The sequence below is a fragment of the Roseateles sp. FW305-36 genome, from assembly GCF_058787015.1.
This window is the reverse complement of record NZ_JBYSZK010000017.1, coordinates 1-22427: the sequence shown is the minus strand read 5'-3', so window position 1 is coordinate 22427 and position 22427 is coordinate 1. Positions and strand designations below refer to the sequence as shown.

23 protein-coding genes and 1 tRNA gene are annotated in these 22427 nt (G+C 69.5%); 5 read left to right on the top strand and 19 right to left on the bottom strand.

The window, feature by feature from the left end; translation table 11 throughout:
- Nucleotides 1–69: 69 nt before the first annotated feature.
- The 9 genes from AC3WOE_RS25065 to AC3WOE_RS25025 all read right to left on the bottom strand — a co-directional run bounded on the left by AC3WOE_RS25065 (nucleotide 70) and on the right by AC3WOE_RS25025 (nucleotide 8300).
- Nucleotides 70–858, bottom strand: coding sequence for an ATP-binding cassette domain-containing protein (locus AC3WOE_RS25065; protein WP_492694278.1), 789 nt, complete (start codon nucleotides 856–858; stop codon nucleotides 70–72).
- Between the two features lies 1 nt (nucleotide 859).
- A complete protein-coding gene (ssuC, locus tag AC3WOE_RS25060; RefSeq protein ID WP_492694276.1) occupies nucleotides 860–1630 on the bottom strand; it encodes an aliphatic sulfonate ABC transporter permease SsuC in 771 nt (256 codons plus the stop codon).
- Between the two features lie 149 nt (nucleotides 1631–1779).
- A complete protein-coding gene (gene ssuD / locus AC3WOE_RS25055; protein WP_492694274.1) occupies nucleotides 1780–2952 on the bottom strand; it encodes an FMNH2-dependent alkanesulfonate monooxygenase in 1173 nt (390 codons plus the stop codon).
- A 157-nt stretch (nucleotides 2953–3109) separates the two neighbouring features.
- On the bottom strand, nucleotides 3110–4039 hold the full coding sequence (locus tag AC3WOE_RS25050; protein ID WP_492694272.1) for an aliphatic sulfonate ABC transporter substrate-binding protein: 930 nt from the start codon (nucleotides 4037–4039) through the stop codon (nucleotides 3110–3112).
- Nucleotides 4036–4998 (bottom strand): sulfonate ABC transporter substrate-binding protein, encoded by a 963-nt coding sequence (locus AC3WOE_RS25045; protein WP_492694270.1) that lies wholly within the window; start codon nucleotides 4996–4998, stop codon nucleotides 4036–4038. Before AC3WOE_RS25045 ends, AC3WOE_RS25050 begins: the two co-directional genes overlap by 4 nt.
- A 129-nt stretch (nucleotides 4999–5127) precedes the next feature.
- Complete coding sequence (ssuE, locus tag AC3WOE_RS25040) at nucleotides 5128–5679, bottom strand: NADPH-dependent FMN reductase (protein WP_492694267.1); 552 nt, start codon at nucleotides 5677–5679, stop codon at nucleotides 5128–5130.
- A 75-nt stretch (nucleotides 5680–5754) separates the two neighbouring features.
- Entirely contained in the window at nucleotides 5755–6810 is a 1056-nt protein-coding gene (locus AC3WOE_RS25035) for a sterol desaturase family protein (RefSeq protein WP_492694265.1), read from the bottom strand.
- Nucleotides 6811–6822: 12 nt separating this feature from the next.
- Nucleotides 6823–7614 (bottom strand): MipA/OmpV family protein, encoded by a 792-nt coding sequence (locus AC3WOE_RS25030; RefSeq protein ID WP_492694263.1) that lies wholly within the window; start codon nucleotides 7612–7614, stop codon nucleotides 6823–6825.
- 182 nt (nucleotides 7615–7796) lie between these two features.
- The gene (locus AC3WOE_RS25025) at nucleotides 7797–8300 is read right to left on the bottom strand and encodes a DUF7482 domain-containing protein (protein WP_492694261.1); all 504 of its coding nucleotides are present in this window, start codon (nucleotides 8298–8300) and stop codon (nucleotides 7797–7799) included.
- Nucleotides 8301–8429: 129 nt separating this feature from the next.
- Here AC3WOE_RS25025 and AC3WOE_RS25020 point away from each other — a divergent pair, with 129 nt between their 5' ends.
- From AC3WOE_RS25020 to AC3WOE_RS25010, 3 genes are all read left to right on the top strand, one after another.
- The gene (locus tag AC3WOE_RS25020; RefSeq protein WP_492694259.1) at nucleotides 8430–8633 is read left to right on the top strand and encodes a YjfB family protein; all 204 of its coding nucleotides are present in this window, start codon (nucleotides 8430–8432) and stop codon (nucleotides 8631–8633) included.
- A gap of 160 nt (nucleotides 8634–8793) precedes the next feature.
- Nucleotides 8794–9330 (top strand): CbrC family protein, encoded by a 537-nt coding sequence (locus AC3WOE_RS25015; protein ID WP_492694257.1) that lies wholly within the window; start codon nucleotides 8794–8796, stop codon nucleotides 9328–9330.
- 138 nt (nucleotides 9331–9468) lie between these two features.
- Nucleotides 9469–9684: a hypothetical protein gene (locus tag AC3WOE_RS25010; protein WP_492694255.1), complete on the top strand. Its 216-nt coding sequence runs from the start codon at nucleotides 9469–9471 to the stop codon at nucleotides 9682–9684.
- 17 nt (nucleotides 9685–9701) lie between these two features.
- On the opposite strand, the gene AC3WOE_RS25005 is transcribed toward AC3WOE_RS25010, so the two are convergent.
- The 3 genes from AC3WOE_RS25005 to AC3WOE_RS24995 form a co-directional block, all read right to left on the bottom strand.
- On the bottom strand, nucleotides 9702–9926 hold the full coding sequence (locus tag AC3WOE_RS25005; protein ID WP_492694253.1) for a hypothetical protein: 225 nt from the start codon (nucleotides 9924–9926) through the stop codon (nucleotides 9702–9704).
- Between the two features lie 115 nt (nucleotides 9927–10041).
- The gene (locus AC3WOE_RS25000) at nucleotides 10042–10875 is read right to left on the bottom strand and encodes a class I SAM-dependent methyltransferase (protein WP_492694251.1); all 834 of its coding nucleotides are present in this window, start codon (nucleotides 10873–10875) and stop codon (nucleotides 10042–10044) included.
- A gap of 59 nt (nucleotides 10876–10934) precedes the next feature.
- A tRNA-Arg gene (locus AC3WOE_RS24995) sits at nucleotides 10935–11009 on the bottom strand.
- 103 nt (nucleotides 11010–11112) lie between these two features.
- On the opposite strand from AC3WOE_RS24995, the gene AC3WOE_RS24990 reads away from it, so the two are divergent.
- Nucleotides 11113–11460: a GFA family protein gene (locus AC3WOE_RS24990; RefSeq protein ID WP_492694249.1), complete on the top strand. Its 348-nt coding sequence runs from the start codon at nucleotides 11113–11115 to the stop codon at nucleotides 11458–11460.
- 9 nt (nucleotides 11461–11469) lie between these two features.
- Here the strand turns inward: AC3WOE_RS24990 and AC3WOE_RS24985 are convergent, their stop codons facing one another.
- The 7 genes from AC3WOE_RS24985 to AC3WOE_RS24955 form a co-directional block, all read right to left on the bottom strand.
- Nucleotides 11470–11802, bottom strand: a complete 333-nt coding sequence (locus tag AC3WOE_RS24985) for a hypothetical protein (RefSeq protein WP_492694247.1) — start codon at nucleotides 11800–11802, stop codon at nucleotides 11470–11472.
- A gap of 78 nt (nucleotides 11803–11880) precedes the next feature.
- Nucleotides 11881–12153 carry a hypothetical protein gene (locus tag AC3WOE_RS24980; RefSeq protein ID WP_492694245.1) on the bottom strand — a complete coding sequence of 91 codons (273 nt, stop codon included), beginning with the start codon at nucleotides 12151–12153 and terminating at the stop codon, nucleotides 11881–11883.
- 183 nt (nucleotides 12154–12336) lie between these two features.
- Nucleotides 12337–16218 (bottom strand): translocation/assembly module TamB domain-containing protein, encoded by a 3882-nt coding sequence (locus AC3WOE_RS24975; RefSeq protein WP_492694243.1) that lies wholly within the window; start codon nucleotides 16216–16218, stop codon nucleotides 12337–12339.
- A 43-nt stretch (nucleotides 16219–16261) separates the two neighbouring features.
- A complete protein-coding gene (locus AC3WOE_RS24970) occupies nucleotides 16262–18076 on the bottom strand; it encodes an autotransporter assembly complex protein TamA (protein WP_492694241.1) in 1815 nt (604 codons plus the stop codon).
- Nucleotides 18073–19263, bottom strand: a complete 1191-nt coding sequence (locus tag AC3WOE_RS24965; RefSeq protein ID WP_492694240.1) for a vWA domain-containing protein — start codon at nucleotides 19261–19263, stop codon at nucleotides 18073–18075. Before AC3WOE_RS24965 ends, AC3WOE_RS24970 begins: the two co-directional genes overlap by 4 nt.
- Nucleotides 19264–19323: 60 nt before the next feature.
- Nucleotides 19324–20091, bottom strand: coding sequence for a hypothetical protein (locus tag AC3WOE_RS24960; RefSeq protein WP_492694238.1), 768 nt, complete (start codon nucleotides 20089–20091; stop codon nucleotides 19324–19326).
- 39 nt (nucleotides 20092–20130) lie between these two features.
- On the bottom strand, nucleotides 20131–20895 hold the full coding sequence (locus AC3WOE_RS24955; protein ID WP_492694236.1) for a PEP-CTERM sorting domain-containing protein: 765 nt from the start codon (nucleotides 20893–20895) through the stop codon (nucleotides 20131–20133).
- 313 nt (nucleotides 20896–21208) lie between these two features.
- Here AC3WOE_RS24955 and AC3WOE_RS24950 point away from each other — a divergent pair, with 313 nt between their 5' ends.
- Nucleotides 21209–22366, top strand: a complete 1158-nt coding sequence (locus tag AC3WOE_RS24950; protein WP_492694234.1) for a hypothetical protein — start codon at nucleotides 21209–21211, stop codon at nucleotides 22364–22366.
- Nucleotides 22367–22427 lie beyond the last annotated feature (61 nt).

Genomic DNA, 22427 nt, shown 5'->3' with positions numbered 1-22427 from the left:
GGGCTGCGCGCGTCAGTCGTCAACCTGCTTGTGCTGGATGTGCGACGGCGCTCCCCAGCCGGTGAAGGTCTAGGTCGCCACGCCGTGGCCGACGATGTGGCACAGCACGCGGTCCTCCAGCTCCGCAAAGCCAGGCGCCGCGCGCGAGCGCGGCCGCGGCAGCGCCACCGTCGCGTCCAGCGCGATGCCGCCGCGGTCGATCAGCAGCACGCGGTCGGCCAGGGCGACGGCCTCGGCGACATCGTGGGTCACCAGCAGGGCCGTGAAGCCGTGGCGGCGCCAGAGCTGCTCGATGAGGCGGTGCATCTCCAGCCGGGTCAGCGCGTCGAGGGCCCCCAGCGGCTCGTCCAGCAGCAGCAGGCGGGGGCGGTGCACCAGGGCGCGCGCCAGGGCGACGCGCTGGCGCTGGCCGCCCGACAGCGTCGCCGGCCAGTCGTCGCCGCGGCCGGCCAGGCCGACCTGGGCCAGGGCTTCCATGGCGCGAGGCCTGGCGTCAGAGCCTTCGAGGCCGAGGGCGACGTTGTCGACGACGCGCTTCCACGGCAGCAGGCGGGCATCCTGGAACATCAGCCGGCGTTCCTGTGGCGCACCGGCTTCGACGAGGCCGGCGCTCGGCGCGTCCAGGCCGGCGATGAGGCGCAGCAGCGTGCTCTTGCCGCAGCCGCTGCGGCCCACCAGGGCGACGAACTCGCCGGGGGCGATGGACAGGTCCAGGTCCTGCAGCACATGGCGTGTGCCGAAGGACTTGGCGACGCCGCGCAGTTTCAGCGCCAGGCCGGGCGATGGGCTCGCTGCGGGCTTGTCCTCGATGGCGCGCTCTCGCGGCAGCACGGGGGTGTCGAACTCGGTGACCCACATCTCATTTCACCTCGGCGGCATAGCCGCGATGCCAGGGCAGCCAGGCGCGCTCCAGCCCCCGGGCGACCACATCGGCCAGTTTGCCGAGCACGGCGTAGAGCAGGATGCCGACCAGCACGATGTCGGTCTGCAGGAACTCGCGGGCATTCATCGTCAGATAGCCGATGCCGGCCTGGGCCGACAGGGTCTCGGCGACGATGAGCAGCACCCACATCAAGCCCAGCGAGAAGCGCAGGCCGACCAGGATGGAAGGCAGGGCACCGGGCAGGATGACCTGGGTGTAGAGCTGCCAGCCTTTGAGGCCGTAGCTGCGCGCCATCTCGATCAGGTCGCGGTCGACGTTGCGGATGCCGTGGAAGGTGTTCAGGTAGACCGGGAAGAACACGCCCACGGCGACCAGCACCAGCTTGGCCGCCTCGTCGATGCCGAACCACAGGATGACCAGCGGGATCAGGGCCAGGGCCGGGATGTTGCGCAGCATCTGCAGCGTGGTGTCCAGCAGGGCCTCGGCGCGCTGCCAGGTGCCGGTCAACAGGCCCAGCAGCAGGCCCAGGCCACCGCCCAGGGCCAGGGCCGAGAAGGCCCGCGCCGTGCTGACGGCGACGTGATGCGCCAGCTCACCCGAGCGCAGCAGCTGCCAGAAGGCGGCTCCCACGGCGGCGGGCTCGGGCAGGATGCGCGCCGACAGCCAGCCGCTGCGCGAGGCAATCTCCCAGGCGACGAGGATGGCGGCGGGCAGCAGCCAGGGTGTGAGGCGACGTGAGATGCTCATGTCAGGTTGGCGTCGTGAATTGGGCGGGTCGAGCGCCGGGCCGCTCCCAAGCCGACCCGCGCTGGCGATGTGCGAGCGGCTCGATGCTGCTCGCATCGCCGTCCCCGCGGGGGACCGGCCAAGGTACTCCTTGGACGAGGGGCCTCATGTCAGCTCGCCGACACGGCCTTGGGCACGTAGCTGTTGGCGACGACCTCGCCGAAAGGCCCGGTCAGGGCCGGCGCGGTCAGCTTCTCTCGCACGCCCAGCGGCAGCAGCGGGAAGACCAGCTCGGCAAAGCGGTGGGCCTCGTCCAGATGCGGATAGCCGCTGAGGATGAAGTACTCGAGGCCGAGGTTGGCGTATTCGGTGATGCGGGCTGCCACTTGCTGCGGATTGCCGACCAGGGCCGTGCCCGCGCCGCCGCGCACCAGGCCCACGCCGGCCCAGAGGTTGGGCGCGATCTCCAGGCCGGCGCGAACATCGTTCTTGTCGAACCGGCCGCCGTGCAGCTCGGCCATGCGGCGCTGGCCGACCGAGTCCATGCTCTTGAAGCGGGCCTGGGCCGCGGCGACGGTGGCCTCGTCGAGTGCCGACAGCAGCTCGCCGGCGGCGCGCCAGGCCTCGTCCTCGGTCTCGCGCACGATGACGTGCAGACGGATGCCGTAGTTCAGCTGGCGGCCACGTGCCGCGGCGAGCTCGCGCACCTCGGCCAGCTTGTTCGCGACCTCGGCCGGGGGCTCGCCCCAGGTCAGATAGGTGTCGACCTGGTCGGCGGCCAGCTCGTGCGCGGGGCCTGAGGAGCCGCCAAAGAAGACCGGCGGGTAGGGTTTGCTGATGGGTGGGTAGAGCAGCTTGCCGCCCTTGACGCTCAAGTGCTCGCCGTCGAGGTCCAGCGGCTCGCCGGTGTGGGAGCGGGCCAGCAGTTCGCGCCAGATGCGGATGAATTCGGCGGACTGCTCGTAGCGCGCCTTGTGGTCGAGGAACTGCCCGTCGCCGGCCAGCTCGTCGGGGTCGCCACCGGTGACGAGGTTGACCAGCAGGCGGCCGCCCGACAGTCGGTCCAGCGTGGCAGCCATGCGCGCACTCTGCGAAGGCGCGACCAGGCCGGGGCGCAGGGCGACCAGGAATTTGAGATTCCTGGTGGCGTCGATGAGGCTGGCAGCGACGATCCAGGAGTCCTCGCAGCTGCGGCCGGTGGGCAGCAGCACGCCTTCATAGCCGAGGCTGTCGGCGGCGATGGCGATCTGCTTGAAATAGGCATGGTCGGCCACGCGGGCGCCGCGTGAGCTGCCGAGGTAGCGGCTGTCGCCGTGGGTGGGGATGAACCAGAAGATCTTCATATCGCTGTTCCGTTCTGTGTTCGAAGCTTTGGAATTTGCGGGCCGAGCGCCGGGCCGCTCCCGAGCCGGCCCGCGTTGGCGACGTGCTCGGCGGTCGAACCGCCGGGCATCGCCGTCCCCTCGGGGGACCGGCCAAGGTATGCCTTGGACGAGGGGCTCATATGACTGCGTCGGCGACGCGGATGGGGCGGGGGATCAGGCCGAGTTCGGCGAAGGCATCCGCCACCTGCTGTTGATCCCTCGCAAGCTGGGCCGTCAGCGGCCCCACCGGCGCGGCGCCGCGGCGCTCCACCATCTTTTCGACGGTGGCCAGCGGCAGGCCGGCGAAGTCGGCATAGCGCTGCACCGCATCGCGGCGGTCGGCGCGCACGCGGGCGTCGGTGTCGGTCAGGGCCTGGAACAGCGTCTTCACCAGGAGCGCGTCGCGGCCCAGGGTCTGGGAGGCCAGGTAGAAGGTGTTGTTGTTGGTCAGGCCACGGCTGGTGGCCAGCGTGCGCAGCTCGCCGCTGATCTCGGCGGCGGCGTAGTAGGGATCCCAGACGGCCCAGGCGTCCACCGAGCCGCGCTCGAAGGCGGCCCGCGCATCGGCCGGCGGCAGATAGATAGGCTGGATGTCGTTCCAGGTGAGGCCGGCCTTCTTGACGGCCTGCACGGTCAGGAAATGGGCGCTGCTGCCCTTCTGCAGCGCGACGCGGCGGCCCTTCAGGTCGGCCAGGGTCTTCAGCGGTGAATCGGGCTTGACGAGGACGGCCGAGCTGTCGGGCTTGGGCGGCTCGGCGCCGACGTAGACGACGGCCTTGCCCGCGGCCTGGGCGAACACGGGCGGCGCGTCGCCGGTGGCGCCGAAATCCACGCTGCCCAGCGCCAGGGCCTCGAGCAGCTGCGGGCCGGCGGGGAACTCGGTCCACTGGATGCGCGTGCCGGGCAGGCGCTGCTCCAGCAGGCCGTAGCTTTTCAGCAGGGCGAGGTTCAGCGAGCCCTTCTGGAAGCCGATTCGAAGCGTTGGCGGCGTCTGCGCCCGGGTCCACAGCGAGGCCGTGGTGGCGAGGATGGCGACGGCGGCGCGCCGGGTCGTGTTCGCGCTCATTTGCCAGCCTCCGCGAGCTTGACGGTGGCGGGCAGGGCGTCGGCCACGCGGATGGGCTTGGGGATGAGCCCAAGGGCGTGGAAGGTGTCGGCGATCTTCTGCTGTTCGGCGGCGACGGCTGCGGTCAGCGGCTTCACGCCGAACTGGTAGCGCGCCAGGCTCTTCTCGACGACTTCGGCCTCCAGCCCCTGCAGCGGCGCGATGACGGCGGCGGCGGCCTTGAGGTTGGCCTTGAGGTAGGCGGCCTGGGCCTGCGTGTCTTCGAACAGGGCCTGGATGATCTGCGGCTGCTTGTCGGCGTAGCCACGCTCGGCGAGGTAGTAGGCGTAGTTGTTGACGAGGCCGCGACCGTCCTGCAGCGGACGCGCGCCGCTCTGCTTCTCGACGGCGGCCAGGAAGGGGTCCCAGATCACCCAGGCATCCACGGCGCCGCGCTCGAAGGCCGCGCGCGCATCGGCAGGCGGCAGGTAGACGGGCTGGATATCGCTGTACTTCAGCCCCGCCCTTTCCAGCGCCTTCACAAGCAGGTAGTGGACATTGCTGCCCTTGTTCAGCGCGACCTTCCTGCCCTTGAGCTCGGCCACCGACTTGATGGGCGAATCCTTGGGCACCACGATGGCCTCGGCCTCGGGGGCGGCCGGGTCATAGCCGATGTAGACGAAGCGGGCGCCGGCGGCCTGCGCAAAGATGGGCGGCGCCTCGCCGACAAAGCCGACGTCGACGGCGCCGACATTCAGGCCTTCGAGCAGTTGCGGGCCGGCCGGGAACTCCACCCATTTCACGGTGACGCCGAGGGGCGCGAGCGTCTTCTCGAGCGAGCCGCTGGACTTCTGCAGCGTCAGCAGGCTGGCGGATTTCTGGAAGCCGATGCGAAGCGTGGTCTGGGCCGAGGCGTGGAGACTGGCGGCGGCGATCAGCAGCGGCGCGGTCCAGCGGAGGAAGGAAGAGCGGAAGAGCATGGGTCGTGTCCTGTGCAAAAAAATCCCGGCGCCGGGGCGCACCCGATCAGCGCCCGTTGGCGCCGGGATGAAGTCGCCGTTCCCGTTCGGGGGGCGAGGAGACAAGCGGTGGTGAATCAGCCGTGCGCGTCAACAGCTGAGCGCGGCCTCGGGCTGGGTTCGCATTCGCGGTGCGAGCGGTGCCAGGGCGCGGTCCAGCCGCGCGATCAGGTCGGGCTCGGGGACGAAGCCGCCGGCTTCATGGCGGCGCAACTGGGCGTCGGTGGCGAAGACGCCGTCCAGCACATGGCGGGCGCCCAGGGCCGAGAGCACCGGCTTGAGGGCGTAGTCCAGGGCCAGGAAGTGAGCCGGGCTGCCACCGGTGGCCAGGGGCAGCACCTGCTTGCCGCGCAGCGCGTCGGGCGGCAGCAGGTCGAGGAAGACCTTGAGCAGGCCGCTGTAGGCCGCCTTGTAGATGGGCGTGCCGATGATGACGAGGTCGGCCTGCTCGACGGACATCACGGCGGCTGAGATCTCGGGGTCCCGCACGTCTGCCGCCAGCAGCGCCGCGGCGGGCAGGTCGCGCACCAGGATGTTCTCGTAGCGCGTGCCGCGGCCTTCCAGGCGCGTCAGCGCGAACTGCGTGAGCCAGTAGGTGCGCGAGCGTTCGCTGGGGCTGGCTGAGAGGCTGGTGATGTGCATGGCGGCCTGATTCGTTTCAGGCTTTGCACGATAGGGAAGGCGCCTTCCTCGCGGAACGAAGGAAAAAGGGGATGCTTATGCGCGCCGCGACAGTAGCGCGCCAGCCGCCCACAGGCCGCCGGCCAGCACCGCGGCCGCGGCCAGGTTGTGCAGCCAGCCGAGGTCGTCGGCAAACCACAGCCAGGCGCCGCAGCCGGCGGCCGTCAGCGCGAACACGGCGACCGCAGCGAGGCGGGCCCAGCGGGGCGCGGGTGAATCGAAGCGCGGCTGCTCGAGTCGGGCTTCGATGGAGGTGGATGGCAGCGCCGCACCGGGGGGCATCCAGCCCGGCGACTTCAGCAGCACGCGCAGCTTGTCGGCCCATCGCGGCGTGGCGCGCATGCGCCGCCACAGCTCGCCGTAGAACTGGCCCACCGCGGCGAGCGGGTTCCAGCTCGCCAAGGGCTTGACGGTGCCGTAGACGCAGGCCTCGGTCTCCGCCGTGAAGCTGCCGAAGAGGCGGTCCCAGACGACGAAGATGGCGCCGTAGTTGCGGTCCAGGTAGCCCGGGTTCACGGCGTGGTGGACACGGTGGTTGGACGGTGTGGAGAACACGCGGTCCAGCCAACCCAGGCGGCCGATGTGCTCGGTGTGGATCCAGAACTGGTAGAACAGCACGACGATGCCGGCCAGGGCGTACTGCGCCGTCGGCACGCCGAGCAGGGCCATCGGCAGGAAGAAGGGCGCACCCATCACCGAGTAGAGGCTCTCCTGGCGCAGCGCGGTGCTGAGGTTGAAATGCTCGCTCTGGTGGTGCACCGCATGGGCGGCCCAGAACAGCGCGCTCTCGTGGCTGGTGCGGTGCAGCCAGTAGTCGCAGAAGTCGTACATGACGACGCTGGCGACGATGCCGAAGGCGCCCTGCCAGAGCGTGCCCGGCAGCAGGGCCAGGCGGGCATGCGTGGCGGCGTAGAGCCCGGTCTGGAACAGCGGCGTGACGACGGCCACGGCCTGGCTCAGCAGGCCCTGGCTGAGGCTGCTGAGGGTGTCCGCCAGCCCGTAGCCCTGGCGTCCGCGCCGGCGGCCCCAGGCCCATTCGGCCAGCATGCACAGCCCGAAGACGGGCAGGGCGTAGAACAGGACGTCGTGCATGGCCTCAGCCGGTCAGAACTGGTGCCACAGGCTGAGGATGAAGGTGGGCTGATCGCGGCTGTGGGTCAGCGGCGAGTTGGCGGCCTGGCCGATCAGGCGGGTGTGCAGCCACTGGCCGTTGACGGACCAGTCGGACGAAAACTTGTGCTCGGCGCTCAGCGCGATGCTCCAGTCCTGCCAGCCGCTGTGCGGGTGGAACTCCGGCAGGCCGCTGGCCTGCGACTCACCGGGCCCGATGCCGAAGCTGCCGCGCAGATGCGCCGCGTTCGCGTAGGTGGTGGACAGGCTGATGGCCAGCAGGTCCTGGCCGATGGGGATGCCGCTGGTGGCGCCCAGTTCCAGCTGGTCGCCGTTGTGGTGGCGCCCGCTGCCCCAGGACAGGCCGGACTGCAGCAGCAGCTCTGGCGTGGCCTGAACATTGGCGAACAGCTGGGTGATGAGGCGCGAGCCCAGGCGGTTGATGCCGGGCGGCGACTCGCGCCGCGAACGGCCCGACTGCGGCCACAGCCGGGCGCCGATCTGCCAGTCCTTGGCGGCCTCGGGGCCCAGCAGCTGGGAGGCCGCGTTCCAGCCCACGCCGGTGTCGGTGGCGGCGAAGAAGCCGCTGGGGGATTCGTAGTCCAGGGCCGGCAGCAGCGCCTCGCGCTGGCGCCCGCTGCCGGGAGCGCGCGGCCAGCCGCGCACCGACAGGCCGCCCGACCAGTTCGCCTCGGCGGGCGGCGCCTCCAGCAGCAGCAGGGTGCCGCCGGCCTGGGCGTCCAGGGCGGCGCAGGCCAGGGCGAGGCACAAGCCGGGCAGGCGCATCGAAGCTGGAGGGCGAGGGAGGAGGCTGAGGGCGGGCATGGGTGCCCTGGACAGCGGGCCGGCAACGCCACCCCGGGTGGATGGCGAAGCCACTCTAGCCGCGCAATCGGCGCTCAGCGGCCGCTGGCGAGGTCTTCACAGCGCCATGTCAGCCGCTGGCAAGTCTTGCGCAAGCTGGGCGGCTAGTGAACGCCTTGCAGCGCCGCTCCGCGGGCCCGCACGACGGGCCAGTTCGCAACGATCTTGGTGCGGGTCAGTTCGACCTCGCCTTTCTCGTCGGCGGCCAGCACCGCCTCCTCGGACTTCAGCGTGTGCGGCGTGGCGCCGGGTCTCCAGCGCACCATCACCAGCACCCACAGCGGGCTGTAGCTGGCATCGGCATTGGCGCCGCCCACCGGCCGGGGGATGGAGGGCAGCACCGTGGCCTGCTCGTCGCCCGGAAATTTGTAGGCCTTCTCGACCGGCATGCCGGGCTTGAGGGTGTCGGCCAGGGCCGGCACGTAGTTGATGCCCTGCTTCTTCGCGATGCCGGGGTCGGAGATGTCGGTGCTGACGTAGTGAACGATCTCGCCTTCGAACCAGGCCTCCTTCAAGGGAAGGCTGACGACCTGGTCGGCGGCCTGGGTGGCGGCGGCGGTGCCGAGCAGGAGGACGGCGCCCAAGGCGCGGAGGGCAGATGTCGGCATTGCGGATCCTGTTGAGGGAAGCGGCAATTCTTGCGATGTGGCCCGCCGAGGCAAGGGCATATTGCGCAGGCGGCGCAGCGTTACAAATCGGGGCCTCAAGTTTCGTTCGGGGCGGCCGATACGCGTGGCATGGACATCGCCAACTCCCCCAGCGTCAGCGTCGCCTCGGGCCCGGCCCAAGGGGAGACGGCCGATGCCGTGAACCTCCTCGTGCTGCGCAAGGCGCTCGACATCCAGGCCTCGGGTGCCATGCAGCTTCTCAATGCGCTGCCGCAGCAGCCGGCGCTGGCCACCGAAGGCACGCTGGGACGCAACCTCAACGCCTACGCCTGAGCGCGCCCGGCCCGGCGCCTCGCCTCAACTGCCCACGCCGCATCCCCTCACGAGAGGATGACATCCGGGTTCGCGGCCACGGTGCCCGCCTCATGGCCCCAGCCAGGCGCTGGCTGCTCGGGCTAAGCTGGCCGCCAGCAACAGACCTCCTGGAGTGCCGATGGGCAACGAGCTTCCTTCCTTTCGCTACCACGTCGATCCGCTGGCCACCGGGGCCATCGAGGCGCGAGGGATCGAATGCGCCTGCTGCGGGCAGGCGCGCGGCTTCGTCTATGTGCAGCCGGTCTACGCGACCCGCGACCTGGACGAGAAACTCTGCCCCTGGTGCATCGCGGACGGCTCGGCGGCGAACAAGCTGGGCGCGAGTTTCTCGGACGCCCAGCCGCTGCTGCAGGCGGGCCTGGCGCAGGGCATCGTCGACGAGGTGAGCCTGCGGACGCCGGGCTATTCGTCCTGGCAGCAGGAGGAGTGGCTGGCGCATTGCAACGACGCCTGCGAGTTCCATGGCGATGCGTCGGAGGACGACGTCGAGGACGCGACTGAGGCGACGAAGACAGACTGGCGGCAGCACTACGGAACGACGGAAAAGCAATGGGCCAGCGCCATTCGCGACTACGAGCCGGCCGGCGACAACGCCTTCTACAAGTTCGTGTGCCGGCATTGCGGGCTGGTGCGGCTGGGCTGGGATCACTCCTGAACTGACGGCCGGGCGGGCGCTGTGACTGCGCCGGCGCTGATACAGGCGAGTGAACTTGGGCCCCGGCTGTGCCTTTGCATCAGCCCGGGCGGTGTCTATCGTGAGCCATCGCTTTCGAGCTTCACGAATGAGCACCCCATGCAAGCTGCCGGCACTTCGTTTGCGCGATCGGCTTTCACCGACTGGACGTCGCGCTGGGCCGAGAGTTTGCCGCGCGCCTGGCTTGCCTTCGCAGGTGATGCCGACGAGCGCCTGCTTGGCGAAGCCGAGGATCTTGCCGATCTGGAAAGGCGGCTGCGGCGCCTGGAGTGCGGCCGTGAGGAACGCTTTGCTCCATTGCCCCGCCTGCCGTGAGATCGGCCGGGAGGGGGCTAGATGAAGCGGATGTGGCGCCCCTCGAAGCTCGCAAAGATGTCTCGCCAGACGTCCGACTCCACTTCCTCTACTTCGATGGCGGCCAGGAACTGCAGCTTCCTGAATTCCTCCCGCATCGCCTCGGGCCAGGGCTCGTGATGGATGCGGGGGGCGGTGCGGCGATCCCCGGCGGGCGTCAAGCTGTCCAGCGGGTTTGCGGGGGCGGGCGGCGTCTTTTTCATGATGCCGCCAGTGTCTGGATCCAGGCGCCGCAGGGATATCGCCTTCAAGGGGGAGGTCGACGCGTCGTCTCCCCCAAAAGGGGGATGGGGCCCGCTGCCGCGGCGTGAGCAGGCCCTAGACAGCCCGCGCCACGACCAATCGCGTCACGCCACCCAGGCGATACATGCCGTCCGGGTCCCGATGGCCTTCAAGCTCTGCCAGCATGTCGCGCTTCCAGGCATCGCGCACGGCTCCGGGTTGCGCGGCCAGGGCGCGGGACAGCCCGAAGGTCAGGCACCACTCGATCAAACCTTCGGGCGTGCTCGACTCCATGACCGCCGTCGTCAGGCTTTCCTCGTGGGTGCATGCGAAGCCTGCCGCCGCCAGGTCGCCGAGAAAAGTCTCCGACCGGCTGTACCTGAACGGCCCGGGTGCTTCGGACGACATCGGCGGCTGGGCGACGTAGCGCTCCAGAATGCGCCGGGGGTAGGACCACCAGCTGGCGCTTTCGGGCTCCACCCACAGGGCCGACACCAGCCTGCCGCCGGGCAGGAGGTGGGAGCGCACGGCCTTCAGCGCGTCGACGGGGCGGTCGAAGTACATCAAGCCCCAGCGGCACAACGCCGCGTCGAAGGGTTGATCGGAAAGTCCCGCGAGGTCCTCACCGCCGGTGGTGACCAAGCTGAGGTTGGACACGGCGGCCTGGTCTGCCCGGGCCCGCGCGAATGCGAGCATCTCGGCCGACACATCGGTCCCGACGACCACCCCCTCAGGCGCCACCCTCAGGGCCGCCCGAATCGCCGGTTCGCCGCGGCCCGTCGCGACATCCAGGACGCGGGTCCCGGGGCGAAGCTGCGCCAGATCAAGCATGCGCTCGCTGACGTGGGCCGAGAGGCGCTGCTCATCGTCGTCATAGCGTTGCCAGGCGGCCACCATCGTGGCTGCCGGTGTGCGGGGAGCGGTGCTCATGCGCAGAGCATACGGCGCAGCATGTGACCGGGAATGCGGTCCGCAAAGGCGGAGAACGCTGGTCCCGCCGACAGGAATCGAACCTGTATCTGCCGCTTAGGAGGCGGCCGTTCTATCCATTGAACTACGGCGAGCGGCTTGGGCGCGTGGCGATTGCGTCGATCAAGCGGCGCGCATTCTCGCATGGGGTGTCGGTCGCTTTCTGGCAGCATGGCGCTGTACCAGGGAGACATCACCATGACGCACCAGGGAAGCTGCCACTGCGGCCACATCAAGTTCGAGGTCGAGGGCGAGATCGGCTCGGCCCTGTCCTGCAATTGCTCGATCTGCCAGCGCAAGGGCTCGTTGCTGTGGTTCGTGCCGCGTGCTGCGCTGAAGCTGCTGACACCGGAAGCCAACGCCAGCAGCTACACCTTCAACAAGCACGTCATCCAGCACCGCTTCTGCCCGACCTGCGGCATGCACCCCTATGGCGAAGGCCAGGGGCCGGACGGCTCGGCGATGGCGGCCATCAACATCCGCTGCCTCGAGGACATCGACCTCAAGGCCGTGCCCGTCACGGAATTCGACGGTCGCTCGAAGTAGGGCCGAGGCTCAGAACTGCGCGACCAGGTGGGGCTGGCCGGCCACGCTCGTCAGCACGCGGCGTGGTTGATGCAGGGTGCCACCGCGCGTCGCACGGGCCACGGCAGCCTGGACGGCGTCCAGCAGGGCGCCCAGGCGCGGGCGCTCGCCGCGGCAACGTGAACGAGGAATGACGAGAGCCAGATCCATGGCCTCGCTGGTCTGCAGTTCGAGGCTGGCGTGAACCACGAGGGTGGACGGCGTGCTCAAGGAGACGTCGAGATCGGCGTCCACATGCTGGTCGGCGGCGACCGGCAGAGACGGCAGCGTCAGGGACGAAATGGAGAGGGATTCGGAAAACATGGCCGGCATCCTCGGGGAGGCATGTGACACCCGTTGTCGGGCGGATCGCGACGCGGTTGTAGGACGAGGCCTGATCGCTCAGGCGTGCATCAGCGGCAGGGCCTGCCGCACGGTGGGGCGGGCGAACAGGCGACCGATCAGGGCGCGCGCAAAGAAGTAGTCGTTGCGCAGCTTGTCGCCCAGCGCGTCCAGGCCGACGCGGCCCTGCGGGTCGCAGGGGATGTCGAAGCCGGCGCTCTGGGCCGACAGCGGCTCGAAGTGCAGCAGGTGGGTGGGCTCGGCCGCCGGGGGCAATGCGTCTGCCAGGGGCGTCTTGTCGTTCGGGACTTGCGAAGGACGGGGCTGAGTCATGGTGAACCTCCTCGGGATCAACAGCAGGACCGTTGATGAATCAACTTTCGTCCTTGCCCGGGGTGGTGCCTGTAGGCTGGTCGGGACCGAAGTGGTGGGGCGCGGCGCGTCCGCTTGTAGGAAGCGGCCGGTGGGCCCCGGCGCCGGCCTCAGGCGGATGCGGCCTTGTCTGACAAGGGGTGGCTAGTTCCACTTCCATTGCCAGATCAGGTCCAGCGCGTTGTCGTCGCCGCCCTGGGCCCGCACGGTGAAGCGCTGGGCGATGCGGTAGATCAACTGCCAGGAACCCGTCGTTGCATTCAGGCTGCGTTCGTAGCCCACGTACCAGCGCTTGGACAGCTGCTTGCCCAGGCGCACGATGGTGGCACGGGTGTCGTCGTCGCTCTGGGCCAGGGACAGCTCGTCCAGCCCGAGATTGCGCAGCACCTTGCCCGTCGGGCCTTCGCCTTCGCCGCTCAGCAGGGCGAGGGCGGCGCGCTGCAGCAGGGCGGTGTCGGTGCGACCCAGGCCGTCGGGGCCGCGGCCGAGCAGCAGCCAGGAGAGCTTGTCGGTGTCGCTCATCTCGGGCTCGGAATACAGGTTGACGCGCGGCGCCAGCGCCGTGCCGGCGACATAGACGCCGACGCGCACATCGAGGTTGGGCCGCACCGCCAGCAGGTCCAGCGAGGGGTTGTCATAGGCACCGGTGAAGCGGATGTCGCCGCGTTCGATGTCCAGCTTCTGGCCATAGGCGGCGTACTGGCCGCCGTTCGCGTCGAGCTTGCCGGTCACGCGCAGGGGGCCGTTGTTCTGCGTGACCTGCAGTTCGCCGCGCAGCGTCGTCGACAGGCCGCGGCCGCGCACCTTGAAGTCGCGGCCGAATTCCAGGGCCACGTTGACGACGCTGTTGCGCGCGGCCTTGGGTGGTGGTGGCGCGGTGGGCGCGGCGTCGCGCGGGCCGCGCAGCACGGTCACGTCGTCGGCCAGGGCCGGCGCATCGCCGCGGCTGAAGTCGAACAGGCCTTCGTCGGCGCGCAGCTTGCCGTCGAGCTTGAGCCCCTTGGCATCGAGGTCCAGCGTCGCCTCGCCGCTGGCGACGAGCCGACGGTCCACGCGCGACAGCACGCGCAGCTTGTCGGCCGTCATCTGGATGTGGGCCTTGGGCTCGGCGCCCAGTTCGGCCGCACCGCTGGCGCGCAGCCAGCCGTCGCCGCCGCGCGCCTCCAGCTTGGACAACTCGGCATGCTGGCCCTTGAGGTCGAGCACGAAGCGGCCCTCGGTCACGTCGACGCCGTAGAGCAGATGGCGCAAGGCCAGGTTCTCACCCTCGGCGCGGCCGGTCAGGTCGGGCGCGCCGAGGCGGCCGCTGAGCTGCACCGTGGCGGCCGCACGACCGCCCAGGCGCCAGCCGGCCGGCACCCAGCTGCCCCAGGTGCCGAGGTGGGCCACATTGGCCTGGAGCACGCCCTGCAACGGCGTCTGGGCATCGGGCCAGAGGCCGGTGGGACGCAGCGTCAGCGCACCGCCGAAGCTGCCCAGCTCGCTGCCGGCGATGCCCTGCGCGAATTGCCAGATGCCGTCCTTCACGTTGACCGCCAGGCGCAGGTCGGTGAGGCCGAGGGCACGCTGGCCGAACTCGTCGGTCACGCGCAGGTCGCCGCTCTGACGCTCGATGAGAAGGTCAGCCGTCAGCCGTTCGCTCAGCACCAGCGAGGCGCGGCCGGTCACGCGCAGGTCGCCGCCCCAGCCGAAGTCGGGCTGCCAGCGTGCCATCAGCGGTGCGGCAGCCAGGTCTTCGAGCTGCAGTTCGGCCCGGGCCTCGGGGTGTTCGCCGCCCGTCCAGCTCAGCGCCTGCCAGCGCACGAAGGCGCCGCCCACCTCGGCGCGGCCGGGCTCGGCGACCAGGCGCGGGCCGTCGCTGGCCCAGCGCAGCGCGATGTCTTTGGCCGACAGCAAGGCGGGCGTGTTGGGCCGCAGCGGGCCGATGTCGATGCGGGCGATGCGGCCGTTCCAGGCCTGGCCGTCCCAGCGGCCGCGGGCCTCGAGCTGGGCATTCAGGGCCAGGTCTTGCGATTCGCGGGGGATCTTGCCTGCAACCTGGGCCTTGACCTCATGCGCGCTGCGGCGGCCCTTCAGGTCGATCCTGGCGCTGGTGAGCTGGGCCCGCGGGTCGCGCAGCTGGCTGACGTCCAGGTTCAGCGCGATGGGGCCGTCGCCGTCAGCGCCGGGCAGGGGCAGCTCCCAGCGCGCCTTCACGCTGGCGATGCTGGTGCCCATCGCCTTGGCCGAGGCCAGGGAGAGCTTGCCGCTGCCGCCGGCCTGCCAAGCCTTGGTGCCGCGCACCAGCTGGTAGCTGCCCTCGCCCTCGCCCTGGCCGGCGATGGGCTGCTGGTCGAACAGGGCCAGCAGCGGGTTCAGCTCGGCCAGCGAGCCGGCCTTCAGCGTGGCCGTGCCGTTGACGGCCTCGGGCCGGGCCTGGCCGTTGGTCTGCACACGGTTGTTGCCGATGCGGCCGTCGACGTCGAAGGCCGCCGCGTCGTTGGCGTGTTCGCGTTGCAGCTTGATGCGGCCCTCCAGCGGCAGGCCGCCGAACTGGCTTGGCAGCACGCGCACATAGGCATTGCCGGTGATCGAGTTGACGTTCTTGCCACGCAGGTCCAGGTCGGCTTCGGCGTTGAGGCGGGTCGGGTTGGGCAGGCGGGCCCAGGCCGAGCCGGGGGCGCCGCGCCACAGCAGATGCGGGTCGAACTGGCGCAGCTGGGTCTTGAGCTGAGCGGCGCCGGTGGTGTCGACGCGACCGCTGGCCTGCAGCGAGGCGTCACCGCTGGCCAGGCGAGCATCCGCTATCTGCCACTTCGTACCCTGGCCTTGCAACTGGGCCTTCAGGCGGACAGGCCGGTTCTCGATGCTGCCGCCGAGATCGAGCTTGGCATTCAACGGGCCGACCTTGCTGCCGGAGAGGGTGAGCGAGCCGTCCAGGCGAGCCGGCGTGGCGCGAGCGTCGAGCGCCTCGGGGCGCAGGCCCGCCACGCGGGCATCGAGCTGCCAACGGCCGTCGGCCTCGCGCTGGCCCTTGCCCTGCACGCGGCCACCGCCGGGCAGTTCGGCGTCGAGGGCGGTGAGGCGCAGGCTGGCGAGCTGGTCGGGCCGGCCGGCCAGCGCGATGACGAGGCGTGTGACGGGCAGGGCGCCCTGGTCCCAGCGGCCGGCCGCGGCGTTGTGCAGATCGGCCTGCAGCGTGGCCTCGGCGTCGCGGGCCGGTGCCTTGAGCTGGGCCTCGCCGCTCAGCGCTGTGCGCGGGAGTCCAGGGGCAAGCGCCGCGAGATCGAGCTTGTCGGCCTTGAGCTGCAGGGCGTTGACGGGCCAGGGCGCAAAGGGCTGGATCTCGCCGTCGGCCTTCAGGGTCTGGTGGGCGGCCTCCAGTTCGGCCTTGGCCTTGAGCTTGGCCAGAGGCCCGGTGACGGCGGCGACGGCGGTCCAGGGCAGGTCAGTCGCCTCCAATTGCTGCACGCGCAGCGTCGCGTCCGTCTGCAGCGGGGCGGCGCTCTCTATCTTGGCCTCGCCGGCCAGCGTCAGGTGTTGCCAGCGTGCTGCCGTGAGCTTGAAGTGGTGGGTGCCGCGGCGCGGCAGGTTGAGCTGGCCGATCAGGCCGAGCAGCGGCGGCTGGTCGGGCGCCCAGCTGAGCTTGGCGACGCGCAGGCTGGCGATGTGCACGCCCAGCGGCAAGCTCAGGTCGGGCGGCATGGTGACCGGCTTGTCGCTGGCCTGGCTGCGGATGAGGACTTCGTCGACGGCCAGCTCCTCGGCCAGCAGCAGGCCGTCGCTGGCGGTCAGGCCCAGGCCTTTCCAGCGCAGGCCGCGCAATTCGGCCGAGCCGCCCTGCCAGGTGATGACGAGGCGGCGCGCGCTGAACTCGCCCATCAGCGAGCCTTCGGGCGCCTCGATCTGGATGCCGGGCAGATGGGCCATCAGCCAGGCGCCGCCGGCGGGGCGATGCAGCAGCCAGGCCACGAAGGCCGTTGCCATGGCCAGCAGCACGGCCAGCACGATGAGGCCGGCACGCAGGATGCGCAGGGATCGCCTCACAGCGTGATGCCCACAGAGTTCGGCGAAGCCGCAGCGTCTGGCTTCATAACGTGATCCCCACGCTGAAATGGAGGCGCCACTTGCCCGTCTCCTGCGCCCGCGCGACGTCCACGCGCAGCGGCCCGACCGGGCTGCGCCAGCGCACGCCGGCACCATAGCCGACGACGGCGCTGTACTCCTTCCAGCGCGAGGCGGCGTTGCCGGCGTCGATGAAGACGGCGCCCCAGAGGGCCGGGAAGCTGGGCATGATGGGGTGGGCCAGCTCCAGGCTGCCGGTGGCCAGCACGCGGCCGCCGACGGTCAGGCCGCTCTTCTGCGGGCCCAGGCTGCGGTAGGCATAGCCACGCACCGACTCGTCGCCGCCGGCCAGGAAGAGCAGCTTCTCGGGCACGCCGACCTGCTCCTTGGCCACCACCTGGGCGACCTCGGCGCGGGCCGAGGCAAACCAGCCGCCGAAGGGCTTGTAGACGCCGAGCTTGAACTGCATGCGGCCGAAGGGGCCGCTGTTGTCGGTGCCGCCGCCCCGGGCATAGCCGAAACCGACCAGGGCCAGGGCCTGGTGGCCGTCGGTGGGCAGCAGGGTGCTGTCCAGTCGGCGGCGAATCCACTGCTGGTTGAGGGACAGGGCCAGGTTGGTGTTGACTTGTGATCCTTCGGTCTCGCGGGCGCGCAGCAGCTCGACATAGCTGAGGCGTTCGTCGCGCGTGGATTCGTAGAGCCGGCCCAGGCGGATGCCGAGATTGGTGGCGATGGTGTCGCCGGTGCGGTCCTGCTCGAACTGCAGCGAGGCGAGGTTGCGGTGCAGATCGGGTTGGGGGTGGGAGCTGAGTTCGAACTCGGCGCCGCGGAGATCGCGGCTGAGCTGCAGCTTGCTGCGCAGGCGCACCGGCAGGTCGAAGGGCCGGCGGTGGAGATGCTCGACGCTGACGCTTTGGCCGGTGTTGCTGTGATAGCCGACGGCGACGGTGGCCTGCTGCAGGGCGGACTCGGTGACCGTCACCTGGACAGGGAAAGTACCGTCGGCATCCGGGGTCTCAGGCAGCAGCTGCACACGCACGGCGTCGAAGAGCTGGGTCTTGGCCAGACGCTCCTGGAACTCGGCCAGCTTCTGCTCGGTGTAGCCGTCGCCCTTGTCGAAGCCGGCCAGGCGTTCGATGGCATCGCGGTCCTGGCGCTTCAGCCCTTCGATGCGCAGAGCACCGAGCCTGGCGCGGTTGCCGCTGGCCAGCACGAGATGGATGTCGGCCGTCTGCGCGTCGGGGTCGACGCGCGCCGCCGTCTCGCCCCAATGCGCGAGCGGATACCCGCCATTGCGGGCACGCAGCAGCAGGTCGCTCTTGCCTGAGGCCCATTGCTGCTGGGTGAAGGCGCTGCCCTTCTTCAACGGCCAGGCGCCGCGCAGGCTGTCGCGCAGGGCCTTGGCGTCTTCCTCGGCCAGGCCTTCGGTGAACTCGATGTCGAGCTGGTCGACGCGTGTCAGCGGTCCCGGCTTGACGGCGAGTACCAGCTTGGTCGCGTCGGCGGCGTCGCGGTCCACATCGGCCTTGGCGTTGAAATAGCCCTCGGTCTCCAGCAGGCTCTCGGCCTGGGCGGGCGCGGCCGCGGCCAGGCGGGCCAGCTCGACCTTGCTCAGCGCCGCCTCGCTGGCGCGGTAGCGGGCGATGTCCAGGTTCTGGCTCAGCAGGGCGTGCAGGGCGGCGTTGTCGCGCCCGTCGCCATCGATGCGGATGTCCAGGCTGTAGACGGCGGGCGCGTCGGCCGGGATGTCGGGTGCCGGTGGGGCGGGAGGCTGTGGCGGTGCCTGGGTCGCGCAGGCACTCAACAGCGCTGCAAGGAGCAGCGCAAAGAGACGCGTCATTTGCTGAGCAGCCGCATCGCGCCTTCGAGGCCGGAGAGGGTCAGCGGGAACATGCGCTGCTGCATCAACTGCTGGATCAGCGCGATGCTCTGCCGGTACTGCCAGACGCCTTGCGGCTCGGGGTTGATCCATGCGTACTTGGGGAAGGCATGGGTGAGGCGCTGCAGCCATTCGGCGCCGGCCTCGTCATTGTTGTATTCGACGCTGCCGCCGACCTGCAGGATCTCGTAGGGGCTCATGGTCGCGTCGCCGACGAAGATGAGCTTGTAGTCGCGGTTGTACTTGCGGATCAGGTCGAAGGTGTTGAGCTTTTCGGCGAAGCGGCGCCGGTTGTTCTTCCAGACGAAGTCGTAGACGCAGTTGTGGAAGTAATAGAACTCCAGGTGCTTGAACTCGCTCTTGGCGGCGCTGAAGAGTTCTTCCACGCGGTGCACATGCTCGTCCATGGTGCCGCCCACGTCCATCAGCAGCAGCACCTTGACCTTGTTGTGGCGCTCGGGCTGCATCCTGATGTCCAGCATGCCGGCATTGGCGGCCGTGCCGTGGATGGTGCCGTCCAGGTCCAGCTCCAGCTCCGAGCCCTCGCGCGCAAAGCGGCGCAGTCGGCGCAGGGCGACCTTGATGTTGCGCGTGCCGAGTTCCAGCGAGTCGTCGTAGTCGCGGTAGGCGCGCTGCTCCCACACCTTCACCGCGCTCTTGTTGCCGCCTGAGCCGCCGATGCGGATGCCTTGCGGGTTGTAGCCACTGTTACCGAAGGGGCTGGTGCCGCCGGTGCCGATCCAGCGGTTGCCGCCTTCGTGGCGTTCCTTCTGTTCCTCGAAGCGCTTCTTCAGCGTCTCCATCAGCTCGTCCCAGCCCATCTTCTCGATGGCGGCCTTCTGCTCGGGCGTGAGCTCGATCTCGAGTTGTTTGCGCAGCCATTCCAGCGGCACCTCGGCCGTGAAGTCGGTCAGCATCTCCACGCCCTTGAAGTAGGCGGCGAAGGCGCGGTCGAACTTGTCGAACTGGGTCTCGTCCTTGACGAGGCTGGTGCGGGCCAGGTGGTAGAAGTCGTCGATGCTGGCGACGCCACCGTTGTCGGGGCCGCCGATGACGCCGGCCTGCAGGGCTTCCAGCAGCGTCAGGTACTCGGGCACCGTCACCTTGAGCTTGGCGGCACGCAGCGTGTAGAAGAACTGGATCAGCATGGAGCGGGGCGGGTGCGGGTTTGCAGCAGATTATGCAGAGCCCACCCCGCCCCGCCAGGCTCACTTTGTGACGGTGATGTTCCAGGTGCCGTCGAAGAGGGCGCCGTACAGCGAGTGCGAGACGTTCATCCTGATCGTGTGCTTGCCTGGCGACGGCGGGTCGATCAGCACCCACAGGCCATCGGCCTGGGCCACTTGCGGCGAGCCGGTGATGCAGGCGTCGTAGTTGACCCAGTCGCGGCTGCCCGTGAACGAGAACATGCCGGTCGAGACGCGGCGCGTCTTGACGGGCTTGCCGTCGAGCGTGACCTGGGCGACGCTGATGCCGTCGATGAACTCCGCCGTCATGGCCCGCAGGAAGGCCTCCAGGTTCTGGCCGGGCGGCAGTTGCGGGTAGTCCGGCGTGCAGGGGTACTCGTAGAAGTAGCCCAGGGCCGGCATGAAGATGGCCTTGCCGGCCGGGATGCTGCAGCTGACGCTGAAGGTGGGCAGGCCGCCGGGGCCCAACAGATTCCAGACCGGGCCGTCCTGGTTGAGGCCGCAGTTTGCGCCGGTCTCGGCCTGGTTGGCGGGATTGACGCCAATGGGCACCGAGACCATCCAGCGCTGGTGGTCGATGACCAACTGCTCCAGCATCTTGCCCTGCCAGGATTCGCGTCCGTTCTGCGCAGCGAGGGCGGCGCTTTGCTGGCTCTGCGGGCTGATCTGGCCGGTGCGCAGCGCCTGGGCGGCGCGCTCGCGCTGGCCGGGAACGTTGGGCATGGCGGCGAGCGCGAGCTGGCTGGCGGCCAGGGCTGCGATGGCGACGGCGGTGCGGGTGAGTGACATGGTGGTCTCCAGGTTGTCCGAGGGGATGGGGGTTGGGGTTCAGGCTTGGTCGGGTTGGCTGCGACGCAGCGAGCGCGCGCCGATGGCCAGCAGGCCCAGGCCCAGGCTGGCCCAGGTGCTGGGCTCGGGGACGGCGGAAATGTTGTAGGTGATGTCCTGGGCGAAGGTGAAGCCGTAGTCGGAGTTCATCTGCGCCGTGAAGCGCAGCGTGTGGTTGCCTTCGGCCAGGGGTGCCATGGCGAAGGTGAAGCCTTCGGTGAGGGCCGGAAACACGCCCGGGGCGTAGCCGGTGATGTTGTCCGGCACGAGGGTGAAGGGGAACAGCGGCCCCGACTGGCGGAAGGCCTGCGTCGAGCTCACACCAGCCGGCAGCAGCGCGTCCGCGCCGTCCACGGTCACCGTCAGGTTGCTCACGGTGCCCAGCACCTTGATCGCGTCCGCGCGCATCTTGGCCTCGGTGTCCATCACGGCGTCGGCCCAGTAGAGGATGGTGATGGGGCTGAACACCAGGGTCTGATCGCTGCGCACCGTCACGTTGCGCACCACCGGGGCCTCGCTGAGCGAGGCGGCCAGGAAGAAGTACTTGCCCTGGTCACCCGACGCGGTTGCGGCGCCCGTGGTGTCCAGCAGCGGGCTGGTGGCGGCGGGGAAGGAGTATTCCCACTGCGCCAGCGCGGCCGACAGATAGCTCTGGCTGTAGCTGGCGACGGGGGCGCCGGGGTCGAGCAGTTGCTGGGCCTGGACGCCATGCACAGCGAGCGTGAGCAGGGCGGCCGAGGCCAGACGGGCAAGGGAATGAGACATGACAATCCTCCTTTGAGGCGGTGGTTGAAGCCGCAGCCTTGGCTGGCGGGTGGCGGCGTCTTGAACCAGGTCTTGATGCCGTGTGGCCACTGTCTTCTTCGCCGGGCCGGCCGTCCTGAAGGCGCCTGAAGCGGCGCTGAAACGTCCTGAAAGTGAGGGTTGTTGCGCGGCGGTTTCAGGACGCTTCAGGCCGGCTTCAGCAGCTTTAAGGACGGGAGGCTGTCGACTGGTTGAAAGTGGCTGGCATGCGACACACCCAACACCTATGCTGCGCCGGCCCCGAGACCGCAGAGGCCAGCCCGAGGAGGACTCCATGACCCTTTCCCTGGCGCAGGCCGAAGCCGGTGCACCGCTGCCATCAGGCTCCAGCGCCAAGAGGTGGCAGGTGCCGTTGTTGGCCCTGTGCCTGCTTTGCGCGTTCATGAGGCTGTGGGCGTTGATCTACCTGGGGCCCAGCGTCGTGCCGGAGGCGGCAGGGGGCATCGGGGCGGAATTGGTGACTTTTCAGTTCACAGGTCGGCTGTGGATGCGCGAGGTGATCAGCGTGCAGCCTGGCTCTGACCTGGCTCGTCAGGGCGTCAAGGCAGGCGACCGCATCTCGTTTGACATGCCGGGTGATTCCTGGCGCTACAAGGGCATCGGTGAGCCGATCGCGCTTACTGTCGATTCGCAGGGGCAGTTGCGTTCCATGGTCGTGCGTACCGTGCCTGAACCCGGGCGTGTCACGCCCCTGATGGTGACTGCACGTGCGGCGGACTGGATCGTCAGTTGCATGGCGGTGGTCGTCGCGACGATCCTGGCCTGGCGCCGTCCCGACAGTCCGCCGATACGTGCGCTCACGGTGGCCCTTGCCATCTACAGCGTGCCAGGCGTCACCGCTGGACTGCCGGGTGGCTGGTTGCAAACCGTGCTCTATGTGACGAATGCCAGCCTGATGGCCTACGTCGTCGTCACCTGCTACCTCTACTTCGCTGTCACGTCGTCAACCGTTGCCGGCCGGCCTTTGCTGCCGTGGCAGCGTCGGATGCTTGTCGCGCTGGTCAGCGTTGGTCTCGTCTTCCCGGTGCTCGCGGCTGCGCACAAGCTGCGTTGGCTGCCAGTGGACGCGTCCTACTTTTGGCAGCTCAGTACACCCAGCTTTCACGTCAGTAACTTGATCGCGCTGGTCGGCGTTGGCTGCCTTTGGGTCGCCTGGCGGCGCGCGACGGGGATGGCGAAGTACCGAGCCGCCTGGACGGGTATCTGCGTCGGCATGCTGTTGTGCGGCAACCTGGTTTTCTTTGTCTTGAGCTCGCTGCCCGGCGCGTCCCCCGAGCGCCAGCTCGCCATCACGGTCGCCGAATGCTCGGTGGGCATCGCCGCCATGCTCGGCCTGGCCTACGCGGTCCTTCGCTACCGGGTCTTCGGTTTCGGATTCGCGCTCAACCGTGCGCTGGTCTGGGGCCTTGTGCTAGCTGTGAAGGTTCAATAGGTTGTTGCGGGTGTTCACCCGGCGAGGTTTTGAGAGACTGGAAATCGCCAAACCCCCAGTC